This window comes from Hymenobacter sp. H14-R3, assembly GCF_030063445.1.
In the GTDB taxonomy this organism is placed as follows: Bacteria; Bacteroidota; Bacteroidia; order Cytophagales; family Hymenobacteraceae; genus Hymenobacter.
Genome location: NZ_JASITD010000003.1, coordinates 79,616 through 97,929, shown reverse-complemented (window position 1 = coordinate 97,929; position 18,314 = coordinate 79,616). Strand labels below are relative to the sequence as shown.

Here is an 18,314-nt window from a genome sequence, read left to right as displayed (position 1 = left end):
AGTGATAAGATGCTCCCTTCGCCAGCCTGACAAAAGTTAATTTGGAAACCACCCAGCATTCCATCCTCCTTTCGCTGCAACCCGGCCGCCACGACGGCGACGGCCAGCGCGTGGCCGCCGACGCGGCCCGCCACCTGGGCCTGCGCACCGGCCAGGTGCGCAGCGCGGCCCTCTACGCCGTGCGCTACCCCGGCCTCACGGCCTCGCAAGTGGCCGACTTCGCCGCCGCCTGCCTGCAAGACCCCGTGCTGCACGCGGTGGCCATCAACGAGCTGGCCGCGCCCGCCGGCTTCCAGAGCTACATTCTGGTGGCCAAAGGCCCCGGCGTGACGGACGACGAAGGCACCTCGGCCCAAAACGCGCTCAGCGACTTCCGCAACGAGGCCATCGACACGCGCACGCAGCACATTTTCTCGAAGCGCCTCTACTGGGTCGAGCAGGCGCTGCCCGCCGCCGACCTGCGCCGGATAGCTGAAGAACTACTTGGTAACAAGCTCATTAACCGCTTCGAGGTAGGCGCGGTAGCCGACGGCCTGCGCGACTACACCCCGCGCCCCGGCGGCGGCGCCGACGCCCGTACCGAAACCATCGTGCTCAGCGGCCTCAGCGACGAGCAGCTTTTGCAGCTCAGCAAGGACAACGTGTACGCCCTCAACCTGCCCGAAATGCAGGCCATCCGCGACCACTACGCCCAGGCGGCGCTGCGCGAGGAGCGGGTAGGGCAGGGCCTGCCGGCCGACCCCACCGACTGCGAGTTGGAAATACTGGCCCAAACCTGGTCGGAGCACTGCAAGCACAAGGAATTCAGCGCCCTCATCAAGTATAAAAACCTGGAAACGGGTGCCGAGGAAGAGATTGACGGGTTGTTTAAAACCTTCATCAAAGGCGCTACCAGTGAGGTAGATAGGCAGCTGCGGGCCAACGGCAACGACTGGCTCATCAAGGTGTTTTCGGACAATGCCGGCGCGGTGCGCATCAACCCCGAGTCGCTGTTCGTGTGGAAGGTCGAAACCCACAACTCGCCCTCGGCCATCGACCCCTACGGCGGGGCCATCACCGGCATTTTGGGCAACAACCGCGACCCGCTGGCCACTGGCATTGGTGGCGCGCGCTTGTTGTTCAATACCAACGTGTTGTGCTTCGGCAACCCCAACTACGACGGGCCTTTGCTGACCGGCCAACTGCACCCGCGCCGCATATTTGAAGGCGTGCGCAAGGGCATAGAGGACGGCGGCAATAAGTCGGGCGTGCCCACGGTGAACGGCGCCATCATTTTCGACGACCGCTACCGTGGCAAGCCACTCGTGTACTGCGGCACCGGCGCGGTAATGCCCATGCAGCTGGACGGCCAGGACAGCTGGGAAAAGGTCATTTTGCCCGGCGACCGCATCATCATGGCCGGCGGCCGGGTGGGCAAGGACGGCATCCACGGCGCGACGTTCAGCAGCATCGAGCTGGACGAAGCCGCGCCCGCCACGGCCGTGCAAATCGGCTCGCCCATCACCCAAAAGCTGGCGATGGACTTCCTCATTATTGCTACCCGGCGCGGCCTCATCCGGTGCAGCACCGACAACGGCGCGGGCGGCCTCTCGTCGAGCGTGGGCGAGTTGGCGCTCATCCCCGGCGGCGCGGTGGTGGAGCTCGAAAAAGTGCCCCTCAAATACCCCGGCCTCAAGCCCTGGGAGATTTTCCTGAGTGAGTCGCAGGAGCGTTTCACGCTCGCTGTAGCGCCTGCCAAGCTCGACGAGCTGCTGGCGCTGGGTCGCGAAATGGAGGTCGAATTGACCGATATCGGCTTCTTCAACGCCGAGGGTTCGCTCGATGTGCTGTATGATGGCAAGCCCATTGCCGGCCTTTCGCTGGAGTTTCTGCACGAGGGCGTGCCGCGCAAAACCCTGCTGGCCGAGTACGTGAAGCCCGCTGCCCAGGAGCCTGAACTACCCGCTACCCTGGATTATAACGACGTGTTGCTGAAGCTGTTGGGTTCGCTCAATATCTGCTCGCGCGAGTCGGTTATCCGGCAGTACGACCACGAGGTGAAGGGCCGCACCATTGTGAAGCCCCTCATGGGCGCCACCGGCCAGGCCCCGCAGGACGCGGCCGTGGTGCGCTTCAATTTCGAGAGCTGGGAGGGCGTGGCCGTGAGCAACGGCATTCTGCCCCGCATGGGCGATTTGGACGCTTACCAGATGTCGGCCGGCTCGTTTGACGAGGCCGTGCGGCAGATTATTTCGGTGGGCGGCAAGCTGCCCAACCTCACGCCGGGCGACAATATCTTCTGGTCGGTGAACGACAATTTCTGCGTGCCCGACTCGGTTTACGACCCCCTCATTAACCCCGATGGCAAGCAGAAACTCGCCAAGCTGGTGCAGATGTGCCAGGCCCTGCGCGACGCCTGCGCCGCCTACTGCATCCCGCTCACCAGCGGCAAGGATTCGATGAAGAACGACTTCAAGGCCGACGGGGTAAAAATCTCGGTGCCGCCCACGGTCCTCTACTCCATGACGGCTAAGGTAGCCGATGTACGTCAGGTAGTTACCTCCGATTTCAAGCAGGCCGACGACGTGATTTACCTGCTCGGCGAAACTTACGATGAACTGGGTGGCTCGGAGTTCTACCAGCTTTACAACGAGCTGGGGGCCAACGTGCCCAAGGTTGATTTTGCCAAGGCCAAGGCCCTCTACACCCTCGTGGGCGAGGCCAACGACCAGGAGCTCATCCAAAGCAGCCACGACCTCAGCGACGGCGGCCTCGCCGTGACGCTGGCCGAATGCACCTTCGGCCGCGACGGCCTCGGGGCCGAACTCGACCTGAGCGCTCTACCCGCCGAGCTATCAGTGAACGCGCTGTTATTCAGCGAGTCGCACTCGCGCTTTGTGGTAAGCGTAGCGCCTGAAGACGTGGTCGCCTTCGAGAGCATTCTGGAGGACCGCGCCACCCGCCTGGGCCGCGTCACGGCCGATGGCCAGCTGCGCGTGCGCCACCAGGCCACCGAGCTACTGCGCCTGAATACCACCGACTTGCGCGCCGCCTGGACCAACGGCCCCGTTAACCAAACGATTGGCCTGGAGCCGGCAACTGCACTACATTCATAAGTACCAAATAGCTAGTACGTTAGTAAGGTAAATGGCAATGGCAGAACACGAGCAAGCAGCGCCCAAGGCGTTGATTTTAACCGGCTTCGGCATCAATTGCGAAGAGGAAATGGCCGCCGCCTACCGCCTGGCGGGCGGCGTGCCCACCATCGTGCACCTCAACGAGGTGCTGCACGGCCGGGTGAGCATCCACGACTTTGATATTCTGAATTTTCCGGGCGGCTTTTCGTTCGGCGACGACCTGGGTTCGGGCGTGGTGCTGGCCAACAAGCTGCGCTACCGCCAGACCGGCCCCGAGGGCCGCACGCTGCTCAGTGATATCCGCGAGTTTGTGGCCGCCGGCAAGTTTGTGCTGGGCATCTGCAACGGCTTCCAGGTGCTGGTGAAGCTGGGCCTGCTGCCCAACCTGGGCGGCAACTTCGAGCCCGAAGTGACGCTGACGCACAACGCATCGGGCCGCTACGAAGACCGCTGGGTGCGACTCGCGGTGAACCCGCTGGCTAAAACGCCCTTCCTGAAAGGTCTGACGTCGTTTGAGGTGCCCGTGCGCCACGGCGAAGGCCGCCTGGTAGTGCCCGACGCGGCTACTCGTGAACGCATTGTGGCTCAGGGGTTAAACTGCCTGACTTATGCCGGGCATGATGATTTGGAAACCGGCACCTACCCCCTTAATCCGAATGGCGCGGACCTTAATTGCGCCGGGTTGTGTGACCCTACGGGGCATATTTTTGGGCTGATGCCGCACCCGGAGGCGTATCTGGCGGGGTGTAATCATCCCGATTGGGGGGTGAGGAAGCGGCGTGGGGAGTTGACAGACGAGGGGGAGGGGCTGGCGATTTTTAGGAATATTGTGCGGCATTTGCAGCCCCACCCCCCGGCCCCCTCCCCTGCGGGGGAGGGGGAGCCTGACGACTCTTTTTTGGTGGAGGAGGGGCGGCCTCATTACGAGCGGCGTGCGCGGCGTGAGGAAGGCTTGGTTACGTCTATTGCGGATGATGTTTTCACTGCTGATGGCAGCAAATGGGATGCACTTAAGCAGTATAGCCGCCAGATGCGCAAAGAGCCAACGCCGGCTGACAATGAACTGTGGCAGGCTGTGCGCGGGCAAAAGCTCGGGGTGGCCATTCGCCGCCAGCACGCTATCGGGGGCTACATCGCTGATTTTGTGAGCTTAGCTGATAAGCTTATTATTGAGTTGGATGGTGGTATCCACCAAGACCCTGAGCAAGCAGATTATGACCAGGGCCGCACCCAGGCGCTCGCCGAGCTTGGCTACCGGGTAATCCGCTTCAGTAATGAGCAAGTAGTGAATAGTTTACCTGCGGTATTGCAAGAAATAAGCGCCAACCTGCACCCAACTAAATAATCTCAACCATAACCTAAAAAATACCCCACCACAAGCCCCCCAAAGAGTCGTCAGGCTCCCCCTCCCCCGCAGGGGAGGGGACCGGGGGGTGGGGCTACACATATGAACACACTCCCGCACTTCGCTACCCCCCAGCTCCAGCTCCTGCACCGCGGCAAAGTCCGCGACAGCTACCGCATCGACGACGAAACCCGTCTGATTGTAGTGTCCGACCGCCTCTCGGCCTTCGATAGCGTTTTGGAAACCGCCATTCCCCACAAAGGCGCGGTGCTCAACGGGTTGGCCAACTTTTGGTTTGAGAAAACGGCGCACATCATCCCCAACCACGTGAAGGAGCTGATTGATGCCAACGCCATGCTGGTGAAGGAAGCGCAACCCATTAAGGTCGAGATGATTGTGCGCAACTACATCACCGGCTCGATGCTACGCGGCTACCAGAAAGGCCAGCGCACGTTCTCAGGCGTGACCGTGCCCGATGGCCTTACCAAGCACCAGCAGTTCCCCGCGCCCATCGTGACGCCGACCACCAAGGAGGAATCGGACCGCGAAATCACCCCCGCAAACCTCGTGAGCGAGGGCTGGGTGAGCCAGGAGCTGTACGACAAGATGGCCGAGAAGGCGCTGGAGCTGTTCAAAGTAGGCTCCGACTTGCTGACCTCGCAGGGCATCATCCTGGTTGATACCAAGTACGAGTTTGGCCTGCTGAACGGCGAGCTGATTTTGATTGACGAAATCCATACGCCCGATTCGTCGCGCTTCTGGAGCGCCGCCGACTATGCCCAGAACCCCGAGGGTGCCGAGCAGATGGACAAGGAATACGTGCGCCAGTGGCTGATTGCCAATAAGGTAGACGGGGCCTACCCCCGCGCCCTCACCCCCGAAGTAGCCCAGGAAGCTACCAACCGCTACCTCGACATCTACCAGCGCATTGTGGGCCAGCCCCTGGCCACGGCCGACGAAACCGCCACCGGCGGCAACGTCGCCAACCGCTTGGTTAGCAATCTGGTAAAGGCTGGTATCATGAAAGATGCCTGGGTGAATATCGTGATGGGCTCGCCCGCCGATAAGGAGCACTGCCAGAAAATCCGTTCGTTTTTCGAGGGCTACGGAGTATTCACGCAGCTGCGCGTGTGCTCGGCCCACAAAAACGGCGAAGAAATCGGCCCGATGGCCGAAGTCTGGAACCGCTCGATTGAGCCCGGCGTGATTATCGCCGTGGCCGGCCTCAGCAACGGCCTCGGCGGGGCCCTGGCCGCCAACGTGAACGTGCCCGTCATCTCGTGCCCACCCTGGAAGGACTACGCTGAGCTGGCCATGAACCTGAACTCGTCGGTTATCATGCCCAGCGGCACGCCCAACCTCACGGTGGTGCGCCCCGACAACGCGGCCCAGGCGGCGTTGCGCGCCCTCAACACGCCACGCCTGCGCGAGCGCCTGCGCCACGATATTCTGGCCACGAAAGCCAAGTTGAAAGCGGCTGATGCTGAGTTGAAAGCGTTGTAATTCTTTAGCGCGAAGTTTCGCGAAGTGAAAGGCGAAGGCTGGTAAAGCCGCGCTAACGGCTTAGCCGGCTTTACAAAACTTCGCTTTTCACTTCGCGAAACTTCGCGCTCTATGAACACTCAATCTCTCGTTCTCCTCGGTTCCGGTGCCCGCGAGCACGCCTTGGCCATCAAGCTCCGCCAGGATGGCGCGACTGTGCACGTGCTGCCCGGCAACGCCGGCATCCCCGGCAGCGTACCCGGCATTAGCGCTCTCGACTTTCCGGCCATCCAAGATTTCTGCAATGCGCAGCAAGTCAAGCTGCTAGTGGTGGGGCCGGAAGCGCCGCTCGCCGCCGGCGTGGCCGACTTCTTCCTTGATACCGATATCCGCGTTTTTGGCCCACGCCGGCAGGCGGCCACGCTCGAAAGCTCGAAGGTGTGGAGCAAGGACTTCATGCGCCGCCACGGCATTGCCACGGCCCGCGCCTGGAGCTACCGCAGCGACCATCTGGCGGAGGCGCAGGCTAAAGTGGAGGAGCTGCAAGGCCAGGTAGTGGTAAAGTACGACGGCCTGGCCGCCGGCAAAGGCGTGTACGTGTGTAGCTCGGTAGCCGAGGGCATAGCTGCCCTCACCGAGCTGCGTGCCCTGCACGAAGGCTGGTTTTCGGTGCTGCTCGAAGAGAAGCTGACCGGCCCCGAGGTGAGCCTCATCGGCGTTACCGACGGCAACCGCATCCGAATGCTGGCCCCCGCCCAAGACCATAAGCAGCTGCTAGCCAACGATGAAGGCCCCAACACGGGCGGCATGGGTGCCTACTGCCCCGTGCCGTTTCTGGATGATAACTGGCTGGCCGCCATCCGCCGCGACATCATCGACCCCACGCTGGGCGGCCTGCAAGCCGAGCCGTTCGACTTCGTGGGTTTCCTCTACTTCGGCGTAATGCTAACGCCCGATGGCCCCAAGCTGCTCGAATACAACGTGCGCCTCGGCGACCCCGAAGCCGAGGTGATTCTGCCCGCCCTGGAAAGCAGCCTGCTGGGGCTGATAGTAGCCACGCTCGATGGCAACCTGGCCCGGACCGTGACGCGGCAGCGCGCCGGCGCGTTTGTGGGCCTGGTGCTGGCCTCGGGCGGCTACCCGGCGGCCGAGTTTCCGACTGGTTTCCCCATCCACGGCATTGGCAACCAAGGGGCTGATACGCAGGTATTTGTAGGCGGGGTGAAGCCCGGTGAAAAGCCCGGCGAGCTGCTTACTAATGGCGGCCGGGTGGCGGTGCTCGTCTCGCACGGCCCCGACCTGCCCACGGCCATCCAGTTAGCTTATGCGGAGGCCGAGAAGGTCTATTTTCAAGATAAATACGTGCGTTCCGATATTGGCCAGCGCCCCGCGCCCTTGCTCGAAACCGGCGCTTACTAAATGACTGTTCACCGTCCTGCTCGCCTTGCTATCCTGCTCTCCGGCCGCGGCTCCAACATGCTGGCGCTGGCGGAGGCGGTGCGGGCGGGCGTGCTGCAAAGCGTGGCTGAAATAGCCGTGGTATTCAGTAACGACCCCGGCGCCTACGGCCTGGAGGCGGCCGCCGCGCTGGGCCTGCCCACCGCCAGCCTCGCCTCGAAAGGCCGCAAGCGCGAAAGCTTTGACCAGGAAGTGGTGGCGATGCTGCAAGCGTATCAGCCTGATTACGTGGTGCTGGCGGGCTACATGCGGGTGCTTTCGCCTGCCTTTGTGCGGGCCTTCGCGGGCCGCATCGTCAACATTCACCCCGCCGATACGCACCAGCACCAAGGCTTGCACGCCTACGAATGGGCCTTTGATAACCACTTGGCAGAAACCAAGATAACAGTGCATCTCGTGGATGAAGGCCTCGACACCGGCCCCATCCTGGCCCAGCGCGTTGTAAATTTGGTAGGGGCCGATACCCTGGCCGAAGTGCAGCGCCGCGGCCTGGCCGTGGAGCACGTGTTGTACGCGGAAACGCTGGCGGATTTGCTAAAGAGCGCTCTTTTAGTAGGTTAAAAAATCACTGGAATTACTCATTGTTCATTGCTACTTACTCCTTAATATATGTGCGGCATCGTAGGTTTTCACGGCCCTGAGCGCGTGGTGGGCGATATGATTATCGGCCTCACCGCCCTGCAACACCGGGGGCAGGACGCCGCCGGCATTGCCACGTTCGACGGCGATGCTTTTCACCTGCACAAGGGGCAAGGGCTGGTCAATGACGTATTTAAACCCAAGCATACCAAGAAGTTGACCGGCAACACCGGCATCGGGCACGTGCGCTACACCACGCAGGGCGCCAACGATTCGGACCTGGCGCAGCCCTTCACCACCAGCTACCCCTTCGGGCTGGCGATGGTGCACAACGGCAACGTCATCAACTTCCGCGACGTGGCCAAGCTGCTGCACGAGAAGTACCACGTGCTGCCCAAAACGACCAACGACCTGGAGCTCATCATGTACACCTTCGCCTCAGAGCTGCGCGTGAAGAACCTGGACAGCCTCTCGGTGGTCGATATTTTCGACGCCGTGGAAACGACCCAGGAGCTGGTGAAGGGCGCTTACGCCACCATCACCATCATTGCCGGGCACGGTATGCTGGCCTTCACCGACCCGCTGGGTATTCGGCCACTGGTGCTGGGTCGCCGCGACACGCCCGACGGCCCGGTGTACGCTTTCGCCTCGGAGAGCACCTGCTTTGATTACCTCGATTTTGAGTTTGTGAAGGATGTTGGCCCCGGCCAGGCCGTGTTTATTGACAATAACTTTCAGGTCCACTACAAAAATCCCTACTCCCGGCCCAAAGCATTCTGCGTATTCGAGCAGATTTACTTTGCCCGCGAAGATTCCACCATCCACGGCCGCCTGGTGGCCCGCGAGCGCGTACGATTGGGTAAAGTGCTGGCCCGCAAGGTGGCAGATGCCGGCCTGAAGCCCGATATGGTGATTGACGTACCCAGCAGCGGCTACTTTGCCGCCTCGGGCCTGGCCGAAGCCATTGGCGTGCCCTACCGCCGGGCCATGGTCAAGAACAACCACATGGGCCGCTCGTTCATCGTGCCCACCCAGGCCGGCCGCGAAGACGTGGTGAAGAAGAAGCTCAACCCCATCAAGGCGTTTGTGGAGGGTAAAAAAGTAGCCGTGGTGGACGACAGCATCGTGCGCGGCACCACGTCGCGTCGCATTGTGCGCCTGCTGCGCGAGGCCGGCGCCAGCGAGGTCTACTTCATTTCGAGCGCGCCGCCCATCGTGTCGCCCTGCATCTATGGCATCGACATGGCCATGAGCACCGAGCTGATTGCGGCCAACTACACGGAGGACGAAATCTGCCGCTACATCGAGGCCGATAGGGTTATCTACCAGGATTTGAGCGACTTAGAAGACCTGTTTGCCGAGGAGCGCGGCCACGGCGGCTCGTGCTTCGCGTGTTTCACCGGCAAGTACCCCACCGGCGATGTGACGCGCTACCTGCGCCACATTCAGGAGGAGCGCCAGAGCCACCGCCCGGTAGATAAGGAGGCGGTGTCGGTGAGCGCCAAGGCGCCCGCGCCGACGGAGCACTAATTGGCGGCCCCACCCCCCGGCCCCTTTCCCTGCCGGGGAGGGGGAGCCAGACGATTCAGATTTGATTCGGACTACTGTTGACTAACTATCAATTCTACTTGCAATTACGCCCACGCTGCCTAGGCTCCCCCTCCCCCACAGGGGAGGGGGGCCGGGGGGTGGGGCTGCACGATATGAACAACGCCCAAACCCCCGACGCCGGCTACTCCATCGACCTCGGCAACGCCGCCTCGAAAAACGCCTACGACTGGTCGAAAAAGACCTTCGCCACCCGCGCCGGCCTGCCCGGCGAGCCCGCCCGTGGCCTCGACGGCGGCTTTAGCAACGAAATCCGCTTCGGCCAAGAGCGCCTGGGCATCAGCTCGGATGGCATCGGGACCAAAATCGAGCTGGCCGAGCGCCTCGACAAGTACGACACCCTGGGCTACGACCTGGTAGCCATGACCGCCGACGACCTCATCGCCGCCGGCTTCGTGCCCACCAACCTGTCGAATATCATCGACGTCAATACCCTTGACTATGATGTAGTTGACGAGATGATGCGCGGCCTGCACGATGCCTGTATGTTCTCGAAAATCGCCATCACCGGCGGCGAAATTGCCGAGCTGGGCAACCGCATCGGCGGCCACCCCGGCGCGCGGATGAACTTCAACTGGTGCTCCACGGCCATCGGCGTGCTGCACCCCAGCTTGGAGCAGCCCCTGAGCGGCGCGCACGCCCAGGCCGGCGATGCCGTGGTGGCCCTGCGCTCGCCCTCGTTCCGCTCCAACGGCTACTCGCTGGCCCGCAAAACGTTGCAGCGCCTCTTCGGCGACAACTGGCACACAGCACCCTACGACGGCCCCGATGCCGACCAGTACGCCAACTGGGGCGAGGCGCTGCTCGCGCCCTCGCTCATCTACGCGCCCGCCCTCACGGCGGTGCTCGACGCGGGCCTGCCCCTGCGCGGCGCGGCCCACATCACGGGCGGCGGCGTGGCCGACAACTTCAAGCGGGTGCTCAAAAACGGCCTCGGCGCGGTGCTCGACAACCTCTTCGCGCCGCTGCCCGCCATGCAGCGCCTCTGCGAAATCGGCGGCATCAGCCCCGAAACTGCCTACCTCTACTGGAACATGGGCAACGGCATGTTGCTCGTAACCGCCCCCGAAGCCGCTGAGGCCCTGGTGCAGCAGCTCACCCAAAGCGGCTATGCGGCACAGTTGGCGGGGTATCTTACCGCCGAGCCCGGCGTGACGCTGCGCGTCGCGGCTGGGGAGTTGAAGTATGCGTAGCAAGTTGATTTAGAGAAACAAAAAGAACGTCATGCTGAGTTTGCCGAAGCATCTCTACTGCGCCGCTAGGGTGTCGTTTGGTAGAGATGCTTCGGCAAGCTCAGCGTGACGTTCTCTTTGTCTAACCTTACTCTTTTGGAATACTGTGAGGTATTACTATCAAGAAAACTTTGAAAACCTTCCCAGTAGGAGTTGGGCACTTCTGCTAGAGAAGGTTTTAATGGAGGCGACACATTTGGGGGTATGCACGGGTTTCTCAAAAGGCACTTTCTCAGAAGCCTTTATAAATGCGATAACTTCTCTGCCTGAGAATATTTACAGGGTTTATGCTGCCACTCAGCGTTTTCGATTGACGAACGCAGTCATCAGTGAAGTGCGAAGTAAAGAATATCAAAGTTGGGATAGCACTGATTCAGAAGACCCTGCCTTTTACCAAAATGATGTTTTGCTCTTGGGAACAATCAGCCACGAAGACTTGGTGATAATGCTCCTAGATGAACCTGATAGAAATGCGTTAAATAGCAGTGGTTTCAGCTTTTACAAAGAGTATAAGTTTTGAATTAACTCGTAATTACGCCGGCCGCACCGGCCGCTTCGCCAGCATGAGTTGGGTTCGGAACTCGTTCAGCGACTGCTCCAAGCCCACGGGGTAGGTGTGGGGGTTGAGGTAGCGGCGGATGCTGAGGTCCAGGCTGTTGACTTGCTGGCGGGCCAACTCGCGGCTTTCGGCCAGGGTGGGCCGGGGCTGCACCAGCTTGCCGCTGCGCAGTACCGGGGCCAGTAGGTCCACATAGGGTGCGTCGGGGTGCACGGGGCGGCGGCGGGTGGCGTCGGCGGGGTCGATGAGGGTGGGTGCAGCGGGCAGCGGCTCGGGCGCGGCGATGTTGTAAATCATATCGGCGCGGGGCTGGCCGGTTTCGCCCAGGTAGCGGCGCACTTGCAGGATGCCGGGGATGCTGGTTTTGGCCTGCTGCTCGGAGAGCTTGATGGTGAAGTCCCAGCCCTGGCCGTCTTCGGTGCGCAGGGCGGCCAGCTTGTACACGCCGCCGAGGGCCGCCTGGTTGTAGGCCGTTACGAGCTGCGTGCCCACGCCCCAGGTGTCGATGCGCGCGCCCTGCTGCTTGAGGCTGGTGATGAGGTTTTCCTCCAAGTCGTTGCTGGCCACGATGCGCACTTTATCGAAGCCGGCCGCGTCGAGCAGCTTGCGCGCCTCTTTGGAGAGGTAGGCGAGGTCGCCCGAGTCGAGGCGGATGCCGCCCAGCTCGTGGCCGTTCTGGCGCATTTCGAGGGCTACCGTGATGGCGTGGCGCACGCCGTCGAGGGTGTCGTAGGTATCGACCAGAAACACCGAGTCGTCGGGGAAGGCGTCGGCGTAGGCGCGGAAGGCCTCCTTCTCATCGGCAAAGGTCATGACCCAGCTGTGGGCGTGGGTGCCGCGCACCGGAATGCCGTAGCGCTGGCCGGCCAGTACGTTGCTGGTGGCATCGGCCCCGCCGAGGTAGGCGGCGCGGCTGGCTCCGAGGCCGCCATCGGGCCCCTGGGCGCGGCGCAGGCCAAATTCCAGCACCGAGTCGTCGGGGCCGGCGGCGTCGCGCACGCGGGCCGCCTTAGTGGCGATGAGGGTCTGGAAATTGACCAGCGTGAGCAACGCGGTTTCGACTAGCTGGGCTTGCAGCAGCGGGCCCTGCACGCGCACAAGGGGCTCATTGCCAAATACTACCGTGCCCTCGGCCACGGCATCCACATCGCAGGTAAATTTGAGGTCCTTCAAATAAGCCAGAAACTCATCGGGGAACAGCCGGCTGCCTTTGCTGCCCGAGAGGCTAGTTAGGTAGGCGATATCATCATCCGAAAAGCGCAGCGTTTCGAGGTAATCGACGGCCAGCGCCAGGCCCGCCGCCACGGCGTAGCCGCCATTGAAGGGAGCCTTGCGGAAGTAGAGGTGAAACACTGCCTCGCGCTCGTGCAGGCCCTGCTTCCAGTAGCCGTAGGCCATGGTGAGCTGGTAGAGGTCGGTGAGCAGGGCGAGGGAGGGCCGGTAGAGGCCGGAGAGGGGCGCGTCGTTCATGGGGCAAAGCAAGGCAGAAAAAATGGAACTGGGAGCGGCTCCATCCTACGCCGTTAGGGCGGGTGGGTTGGCGGCCGGGGTGCGGGTTCATGGCCGGCCCACGACTCAGATGGTAATTTGGGGCGTGAAAAAAACTGATACTTCGGCCTCGTTGTGGCACCGCCTGGGTCACTTGCCGGCCACGCTGCGCCTGGCGGCGGGCAGCGTGGTGGGTGCGGCGGCCTGGGCCTTTAGCCCGGCGCATTATTCCGGCCTCATTCGCCTTATTATCAGCTGGGATGCCTTTGCGATTACGGCGCTCGCCCTCATCTGGCTCGGCATGAACATGGCCGATGCCGCCCGCATCCGGGCCATTGCGGCTAAGGAAGATTTGAGCCGGCTGCTCAGCTTCGTGTTTGTGCTGGTGGCAGCGGCGGCCAGCCTACTGGCCGTGGTGCTGCTGCTTAGCACTACCCACAGCCTGCCGCCCGGCCAGTTGGCCAGCCACATTGCCCTGAGCGGCGTGGCAGTGGCTACGTCGTGGCTGCTGGTGCACACGGTGTTTACGCTGCGCTACGCCCACATATACTACGACGCCGGCCCCGATGGCAACGACGTGGGCGGCCTCGACTTCCCCGGTGACGAGAAAGAGCCCGACTACCTCGATATTGCCTACTTTGCCTTCGTGGTAGGCATGACGGCCCAAACCGCCGACGTGGCCATCAGCAGCCGGGGCCTGCGCCGCCTGGCCCTGCTGCACGGCCTCATCTCGTTCGTCTTCAACACGGCCCTGGTAGCCCTGGTTATCAACGGAGTAGCGGGTATATTATAAGCCAGCTGTCCTTGCGGGCGCAGCGCGGCAAGCGCCCCAAAACGATACCCAAACGGCTCGTTCTGGTGCGCTTGCCGCGCTACGCTCGCAAGGGCAAACGGCGCTAAAACAGGCTACCCTGCACCTGCTGCGGCAGCAGGCGCGGCGGTGGCACCGCAATGCCCGTTAGCTCCTGCATGCGGGCCAGGAAGTGCTGGGCCCAGAGGGGCGCGTGGCGCACATCTTTCTGATGGATAAAGATATACGCCGTGTGCAGGCCCTGGGCGTACCACTCGGCCAGGCGGGTGGCCCAGGCGTCGGCGCGCTCGTAGTCGCTGGGAATGAGGCCGTGGCCGTTGAGGCGCAAAAAGGCCACGGGCGTGGTGAGGCGCTGGGGCAGCACGTCGCGCCGGCCGGCCACATCGGTGATTACCAGGGTTTTATCGAGCGCCTCCAGGGTGGCGAACACCGTGTCGGCCAGGGCTTTATCGGAGAACCAACGCGGGTGGCGCAGCTCCACGGCCAGCGGTACCTCGGCGGGCCAGTCGAGCAGGAAGCGTTCGAGGCGAGGTAGGTTTTCGGGGCCGAAATGTGGGGGCAGCTGCAAGAAGCAGGTACCCAGGTTATCGCCCAGCTCCCGCACGGCGCGGGTAAAGCTCAGGGTAAGCTCGTCGGTATTATAAAGCTCGCGCTCGTGGCTGATGCTACGCGGCAGCTTGGGGCAAAACTTGAAACCCGGCCCCACGGCCTCGCGCCAGCGCCGCCCAGTGGGCGCGTCGGGAATGCGGTAGTGGGTGGTATTCAGCTCGATAGAGTTGAACTGCTGGGCGTAGTATTTCAGAAAGTCGGGCTCCTTGGCCCCCTGCGGAAAGTAGGAACCCAGCCACTCCTTGTTCGTCCAGATGGGGCAGCCTACGTAGAGCCGGGGCGCGGCCGGCGGCGGGGTGCGCGCCAGCACGCGGGCGGTATCGGGGTGGGCGGGGGGCAGGCGAAAATCAACGTAGCGCAGGTCGGGCAGGCGGCCAAAATCCATAGCTACGAAGGTACGGCCAGCATCCCGTTTCTCACGGGCGCGATATACAACCGCGTGCGCACTGCCGCAAACAGGCCCCGCCTGGCCTCCCCAGCCCCAGCCCCGAATCTTGTACCCGTCGGATAATCTAATTCGGGATACTGCCTCGGAAAAATACAAAAACGACCCATAAAGTGCCTTTAGGAAACACAATTGTGGGTTAAGCCCCGGGTAGCTGGGTAAGGTAAATGCAAGCTTTCTATAAAAAGTGCAATTAAAAATAAATCTTCATCCTGCTGGTCAGAACCCATAATTGTTTTTGCCGGAGGCCGGGTTACATTCGGTTAGTTCACCATCGACTAAACTGGATGACGTTTTCGCAACCACCCTTTCTTTTTTCTGCTGTTTTACTGCGCTGCCTTTGCTGGCTGGCGCTGGGAGCAGGGCTGGCGCTGCCGGCCTCAGCTCGTGCCACCCGCACCCACAAGCTGCACCACACTACTCGTACGCATAAGCTACAACGTACCAGCCACTTACACCGGCGCACCCACATTCCGCGGATGCTGCCTACCGTTATTCCGGCGGCCCAGGAGGGCTACTCCACCATTTTGCGGGGCCGGGCCTCGTGGTATGGTAAGTACTTCCAGGGCATGAAAACGACCAGCGGCGAGCGCTTCAACCGCTTCAAGTACACTTGCGCGCACAAAACCTTGCCCTTCGGCACCCGCCTGCGGGTTACCAACCTCAGCACTGGCGCTACGGTGGTGGTGCGCGTGAGCGACCGCGGGCCGTTTCGCCACGAGCGCATCATCGACCTGGCCGAAGTGGCCGCCCGCCCGCTGGGCCTCATCGAGGCCGGCGCCGCCACCGTAGTGGCCGAAGTAGTGCCCGCCACCACGCCGCTGGGCCTCGCCGAAACCCCCGACAACCTCGCTGACCTGAAGGAAGCCGACCCCAACCCCCAGGCCCCCTTCACGGCCTACCTGCTGCCCGCCATCCCGGCCGAAGCAGCGACCGATGCCGTAGCGGCTACCGCTACCCCGGCCAGCGCCCTAGCCCCCATGGCGCTGGCCGGGCCGCTCGATACCGCTGCCACGTCGCACTTTGTGGTGCAGGCCGGCACCTTTGCCGACGTGCTGACGGCCCAGGCCCAGCTCGCCCGCATCCTGACCCTCGACCAGGCCCTGCCGGCCGAGGTGGTAAACGTGACCGTAGCGGGCCGCCCGCTCAACCGCGTGGTGGTGGGCCAGCTCGATAGCTGGCTGGCCGCCGAAACCGTGCGCCGCAACCTCCAGCTGTGGGGCATTGCCGGCCTGGTGTGCCAGCTGCCCACCGAGCAGGGGGCCCTGGGGGCGCACAAAATGGCCGCCCCGCCCGTGGGCAGCGTCCCCCTGGCCCTGGCTGCTGCCCAGGAGTAGCGCGCAAGCTGGGTAGCACAAGCGAAAGCAGCCCCTCGCTGGCAGGGTACTGCGAAAGCAACTTTTCTCCCTACTTCCTACGAATTTACGATAAGATACTGATAGGCAAGTAGTTGTCTGTAAACATAAAAGCGGCTCTCCCGAATGGGAGAGCCGCTTTTGCGTGTGGCGTCAGGTCGTCTATTCTTCCTCCATAGCGCGGTTTATCACCACGATAGCTACTACGGCCACGGCGGCCACGGTCAAAATAAGCTGGGTAGAGGTGAATCTCTTGGCGGCTTTGCGCAGCAGGGTGCCGCCGTTTTTGAGCAGGTCGTCCATGTGCTCGGTTTTACCCTGAAACACGTTCACGGCGCTCTCTACGGTGCGAATAACGTCTTGAAAATCAATTTTATCGAGTTGTTGAAGCTGGTCAGCCATGAGAAAGGCAAGTTGGGGTGAGTTGGCAAAAGAAGTGGGCAGCTGCCCGTTGCAAGGCTTCTACGCAAAAAGCCCGTGGGTGTTCCTGCGCAGCTTATTTTGCTTACTCACCCGCTACCACCAACACGAGCGCGCTGCTGCGGCTGGCCTCGCGCACCACGCAGTGGTAGGTGCTGGGAGCCAGCCCGCGCACATCGAGCGGCACGCGCTGCGGGCCGGTGCCCAGCGCGCGGCCGGCCACGTAGCGGCGCACCTCGCGCCCCAGCCCGTCAAACAAGCTGAGCTGCACGGCCTCGCCCTGGCTCTCAAACAGGGCCGTGGCCTGGCCCGCCGCCGGGTTGGGGTACACGCTGAAGCCCACCACCGGGGCCGCGCCCGGCGTGGTAGCCAGCACCGCCTGCCTGATAACCGGTACGTAGGGGAAGCTCTGGCCAAAGAGCTGATTGAGCGTGGCTTGCGGCACCTGAAACCAGTCTTTGAGAATGCTCGTGTACACGCTGCGGAAATCCACCTGCATGGCCACGTTGTCATTCACGCCGGCGTTGGCGGGCAGCTGGGGGTTGGGGCCGTGCACCAGCGGGTTGGCCTGCGCCCCAAACACGATGAGCGGGGCTGCCGCGCCGTGGTCGGTGCCGTAGCCCGAATTGGCTTTGATGCGCCGGCCAAACTCCGAAAACGTCATCCCGATAACCCGGTCCTGCACGCCGAGGCGGCGCAGGTCGTCCTGAAAGGCGTTGATGCCGTCGGCGATTTTGCCCAGCAGCGTGGCGTGCGCGCCCGTGGTGGTGGTGCCCGTGGTGGGCACCTGCTGCGAGTGCAGGTCGAAGCCCCCCAGCTGGCACACGTAGATGCGGGTGCTGAGGCCGCCGGCCACCAGTTGGGCCACTATCTTGAACTGGTCGGCCAGCGCGTTTTGGCCGGCGGCGGGGTAGAGGGGCGACAGGTTTTTGGCCTTGCCCGCCGCCGCCTGAATGGCCGTGGTGTACACCTGCGTCTGGCTCACCACCTGCCGGATAAACGTGAGCTCGTGCCCCGCCGGGGTGGCGGGCGCGGCATCCACGCCGCCGCTCAGTAGCTGGTAAAAGCTTGACGTACTGGCAATGGCCATGCCCATGTTCACCACCGGCCCCTGCACGCAGTTGCTCACCACCGAGCCGATGCTCACGGCCAGCGGGTCGGGGTTTTGGGGGCTGGGGTAGCCGGTGGGGAAGCCCGGAAACTCGCCGTCGAGGTAGCGCCCGCCCCAGCCGGTGGTCAGCACCACGTCGGAGCTGGAGCCCGACGTCCAGATATCGGTGGCCCGGAAGTGCGAGAAGTTGGGGTTGGGGTAGCCCACGCTCTGCACCACGCCCAGCTGGCCGTTTTTGAACAGCTGCTGGGCCGTGGCCATGGCCGGGTGCAGGCCGGTGGCCGCCGTGAGGGGCAGCACCTGGCCCGGGGGCAGCATGATGCTGGGCCGCGCCGCCGCCAGGGCCGCGTACTGGTCCACGGGAATAATCATGTTCAGGCCGTCGTTTCCGCCCTGCAACTGCACGATTACCAGCACCTTATCGGTAGCAGTGGCAGCGTTGGTGAGCGCCGCCAGCTCGGCCGTGTAGCCGTAGGCCCCAATGGGGAAGCCGCTGAGCAAAGCCACGCCCGTAGTGGCCGCGGCGGAAGTTTGGAGAAAGTCGCGGCGTTTCATAGGGGTACGTGTTGTCATTGCGAGGAGGCACAACGAAGCAATCCTTCCTTGCCGTTGGTGCCGCCCGAAGCAATGTCTAAAAAATTGATACCAAACAACTAGCGCGCCCAGCAAGGAAAGATTGCTTCGTCGTGCCTCCTC

General features: G+C 62.7%; 14 protein-coding genes. 10 read left to right on the top strand and 4 right to left on the bottom strand.

The window, feature by feature from the left end; genetic code table 11:
* The first annotated feature begins 41 nt into the window (after positions 1-41).
* The 8 genes from QMK33_RS04145 (at position 42) to QMK33_RS04110 (ending at position 11,340) form a co-directional block, all read left to right on the top strand.
* Positions 42-3,095 carry a phosphoribosylformylglycinamidine synthase subunit PurL gene (locus QMK33_RS04145; RefSeq protein ID WP_283563292.1) on the top strand — a complete coding sequence of 1,018 codons (3,054 nt, stop codon included), beginning with the start codon at positions 42-44 and terminating at the stop codon, positions 3,093-3,095.
* A gap of 31 nt (positions 3,096-3,126) precedes the next feature.
* Positions 3,127-4,461, top strand: a complete 1,335-nt coding sequence (locus tag QMK33_RS04140; protein WP_283563291.1) for a phosphoribosylformylglycinamidine synthase subunit PurQ — start codon at positions 3,127-3,129, stop codon at positions 4,459-4,461.
* A gap of 102 nt (positions 4,462-4,563) precedes the next feature.
* Positions 4,564-5,964 carry a phosphoribosylaminoimidazolesuccinocarboxamide synthase gene (locus tag QMK33_RS04135; protein WP_283563290.1) on the top strand — a complete coding sequence of 467 codons (1,401 nt, stop codon included), beginning with the start codon at positions 4,564-4,566 and terminating at the stop codon, positions 5,962-5,964.
* 111 nt (positions 5,965-6,075) lie between these two features.
* Positions 6,076-7,362: a phosphoribosylamine--glycine ligase gene (gene purD / locus QMK33_RS04130; RefSeq protein ID WP_283563289.1), complete on the top strand. Its 1,287-nt coding sequence runs from the start codon at positions 6,076-6,078 to the stop codon at positions 7,360-7,362.
* On the top strand, positions 7,363-7,962 hold the full coding sequence (purN, locus tag QMK33_RS04125) for a phosphoribosylglycinamide formyltransferase (protein WP_283563288.1): 600 nt from the start codon (positions 7,363-7,365) through the stop codon (positions 7,960-7,962).
* 48 nt (positions 7,963-8,010) lie between these two features.
* Positions 8,011-9,510, top strand: coding sequence for an amidophosphoribosyltransferase (purF, locus tag QMK33_RS04120; protein ID WP_283563287.1), 1,500 nt, complete (start codon positions 8,011-8,013; stop codon positions 9,508-9,510).
* Between the two features lie 173 nt (positions 9,511-9,683).
* Positions 9,684-10,781, top strand: a complete 1,098-nt coding sequence (locus tag QMK33_RS04115) for an AIR synthase-related protein (RefSeq protein WP_283563286.1) — start codon at positions 9,684-9,686, stop codon at positions 10,779-10,781.
* A 145-nt stretch (positions 10,782-10,926) separates the two neighbouring features.
* Positions 10,927-11,340 (top strand): hypothetical protein, encoded by a 414-nt coding sequence (locus QMK33_RS04110; RefSeq protein WP_283563285.1) that lies wholly within the window; start codon positions 10,927-10,929, stop codon positions 11,338-11,340.
* Positions 11,341-11,352: 12 nt separating this feature from the next.
* Here the strand turns inward: QMK33_RS04110 and QMK33_RS04105 are convergent, their stop codons facing one another.
* Complete coding sequence (locus tag QMK33_RS04105) at positions 11,353-12,849, bottom strand: nicotinate phosphoribosyltransferase (RefSeq protein ID WP_283563284.1); 1,497 nt, start codon at positions 12,847-12,849, stop codon at positions 11,353-11,355.
* Positions 12,850-12,973: 124 nt separating this feature from the next.
* On the opposite strand from QMK33_RS04105, the gene QMK33_RS04100 reads away from it, so the two are divergent.
* Positions 12,974-13,660, top strand: a complete 687-nt coding sequence (locus QMK33_RS04100; protein ID WP_283563283.1) for a DUF1345 domain-containing protein — start codon at positions 12,974-12,976, stop codon at positions 13,658-13,660.
* A 103-nt stretch (positions 13,661-13,763) separates the two neighbouring features.
* On the opposite strand, the gene QMK33_RS04095 is transcribed toward QMK33_RS04100, so the two are convergent.
* A complete protein-coding gene (locus QMK33_RS04095) occupies positions 13,764-14,672 on the bottom strand; it encodes a DUF72 domain-containing protein (protein WP_283563282.1) in 909 nt (302 codons plus the stop codon).
* A gap of 539 nt (positions 14,673-15,211) precedes the next feature.
* Between QMK33_RS04095 and QMK33_RS04090 the strand changes: the two genes are divergently transcribed.
* Positions 15,212-16,069 carry a septal ring lytic transglycosylase RlpA family protein gene (locus QMK33_RS04090; protein ID WP_283563281.1) on the top strand — a complete coding sequence of 286 codons (858 nt, stop codon included), beginning with the start codon at positions 15,212-15,214 and terminating at the stop codon, positions 16,067-16,069.
* Between the two features lie 180 nt (positions 16,070-16,249).
* Here the strand turns inward: QMK33_RS04090 and QMK33_RS04085 are convergent, their stop codons facing one another.
* Entirely contained in the window at positions 16,250-16,489 is a 240-nt protein-coding gene (locus QMK33_RS04085; RefSeq protein WP_283563280.1) for a hypothetical protein, read from the bottom strand.
* A gap of 103 nt (positions 16,490-16,592) precedes the next feature.
* Positions 16,593-18,173 (bottom strand): DUF1501 domain-containing protein, encoded by a 1,581-nt coding sequence (locus QMK33_RS04080; RefSeq protein ID WP_283563279.1) that lies wholly within the window; start codon positions 18,171-18,173, stop codon positions 16,593-16,595.
* Between the last annotated feature and the right edge of the window lie 141 nt (positions 18,174-18,314).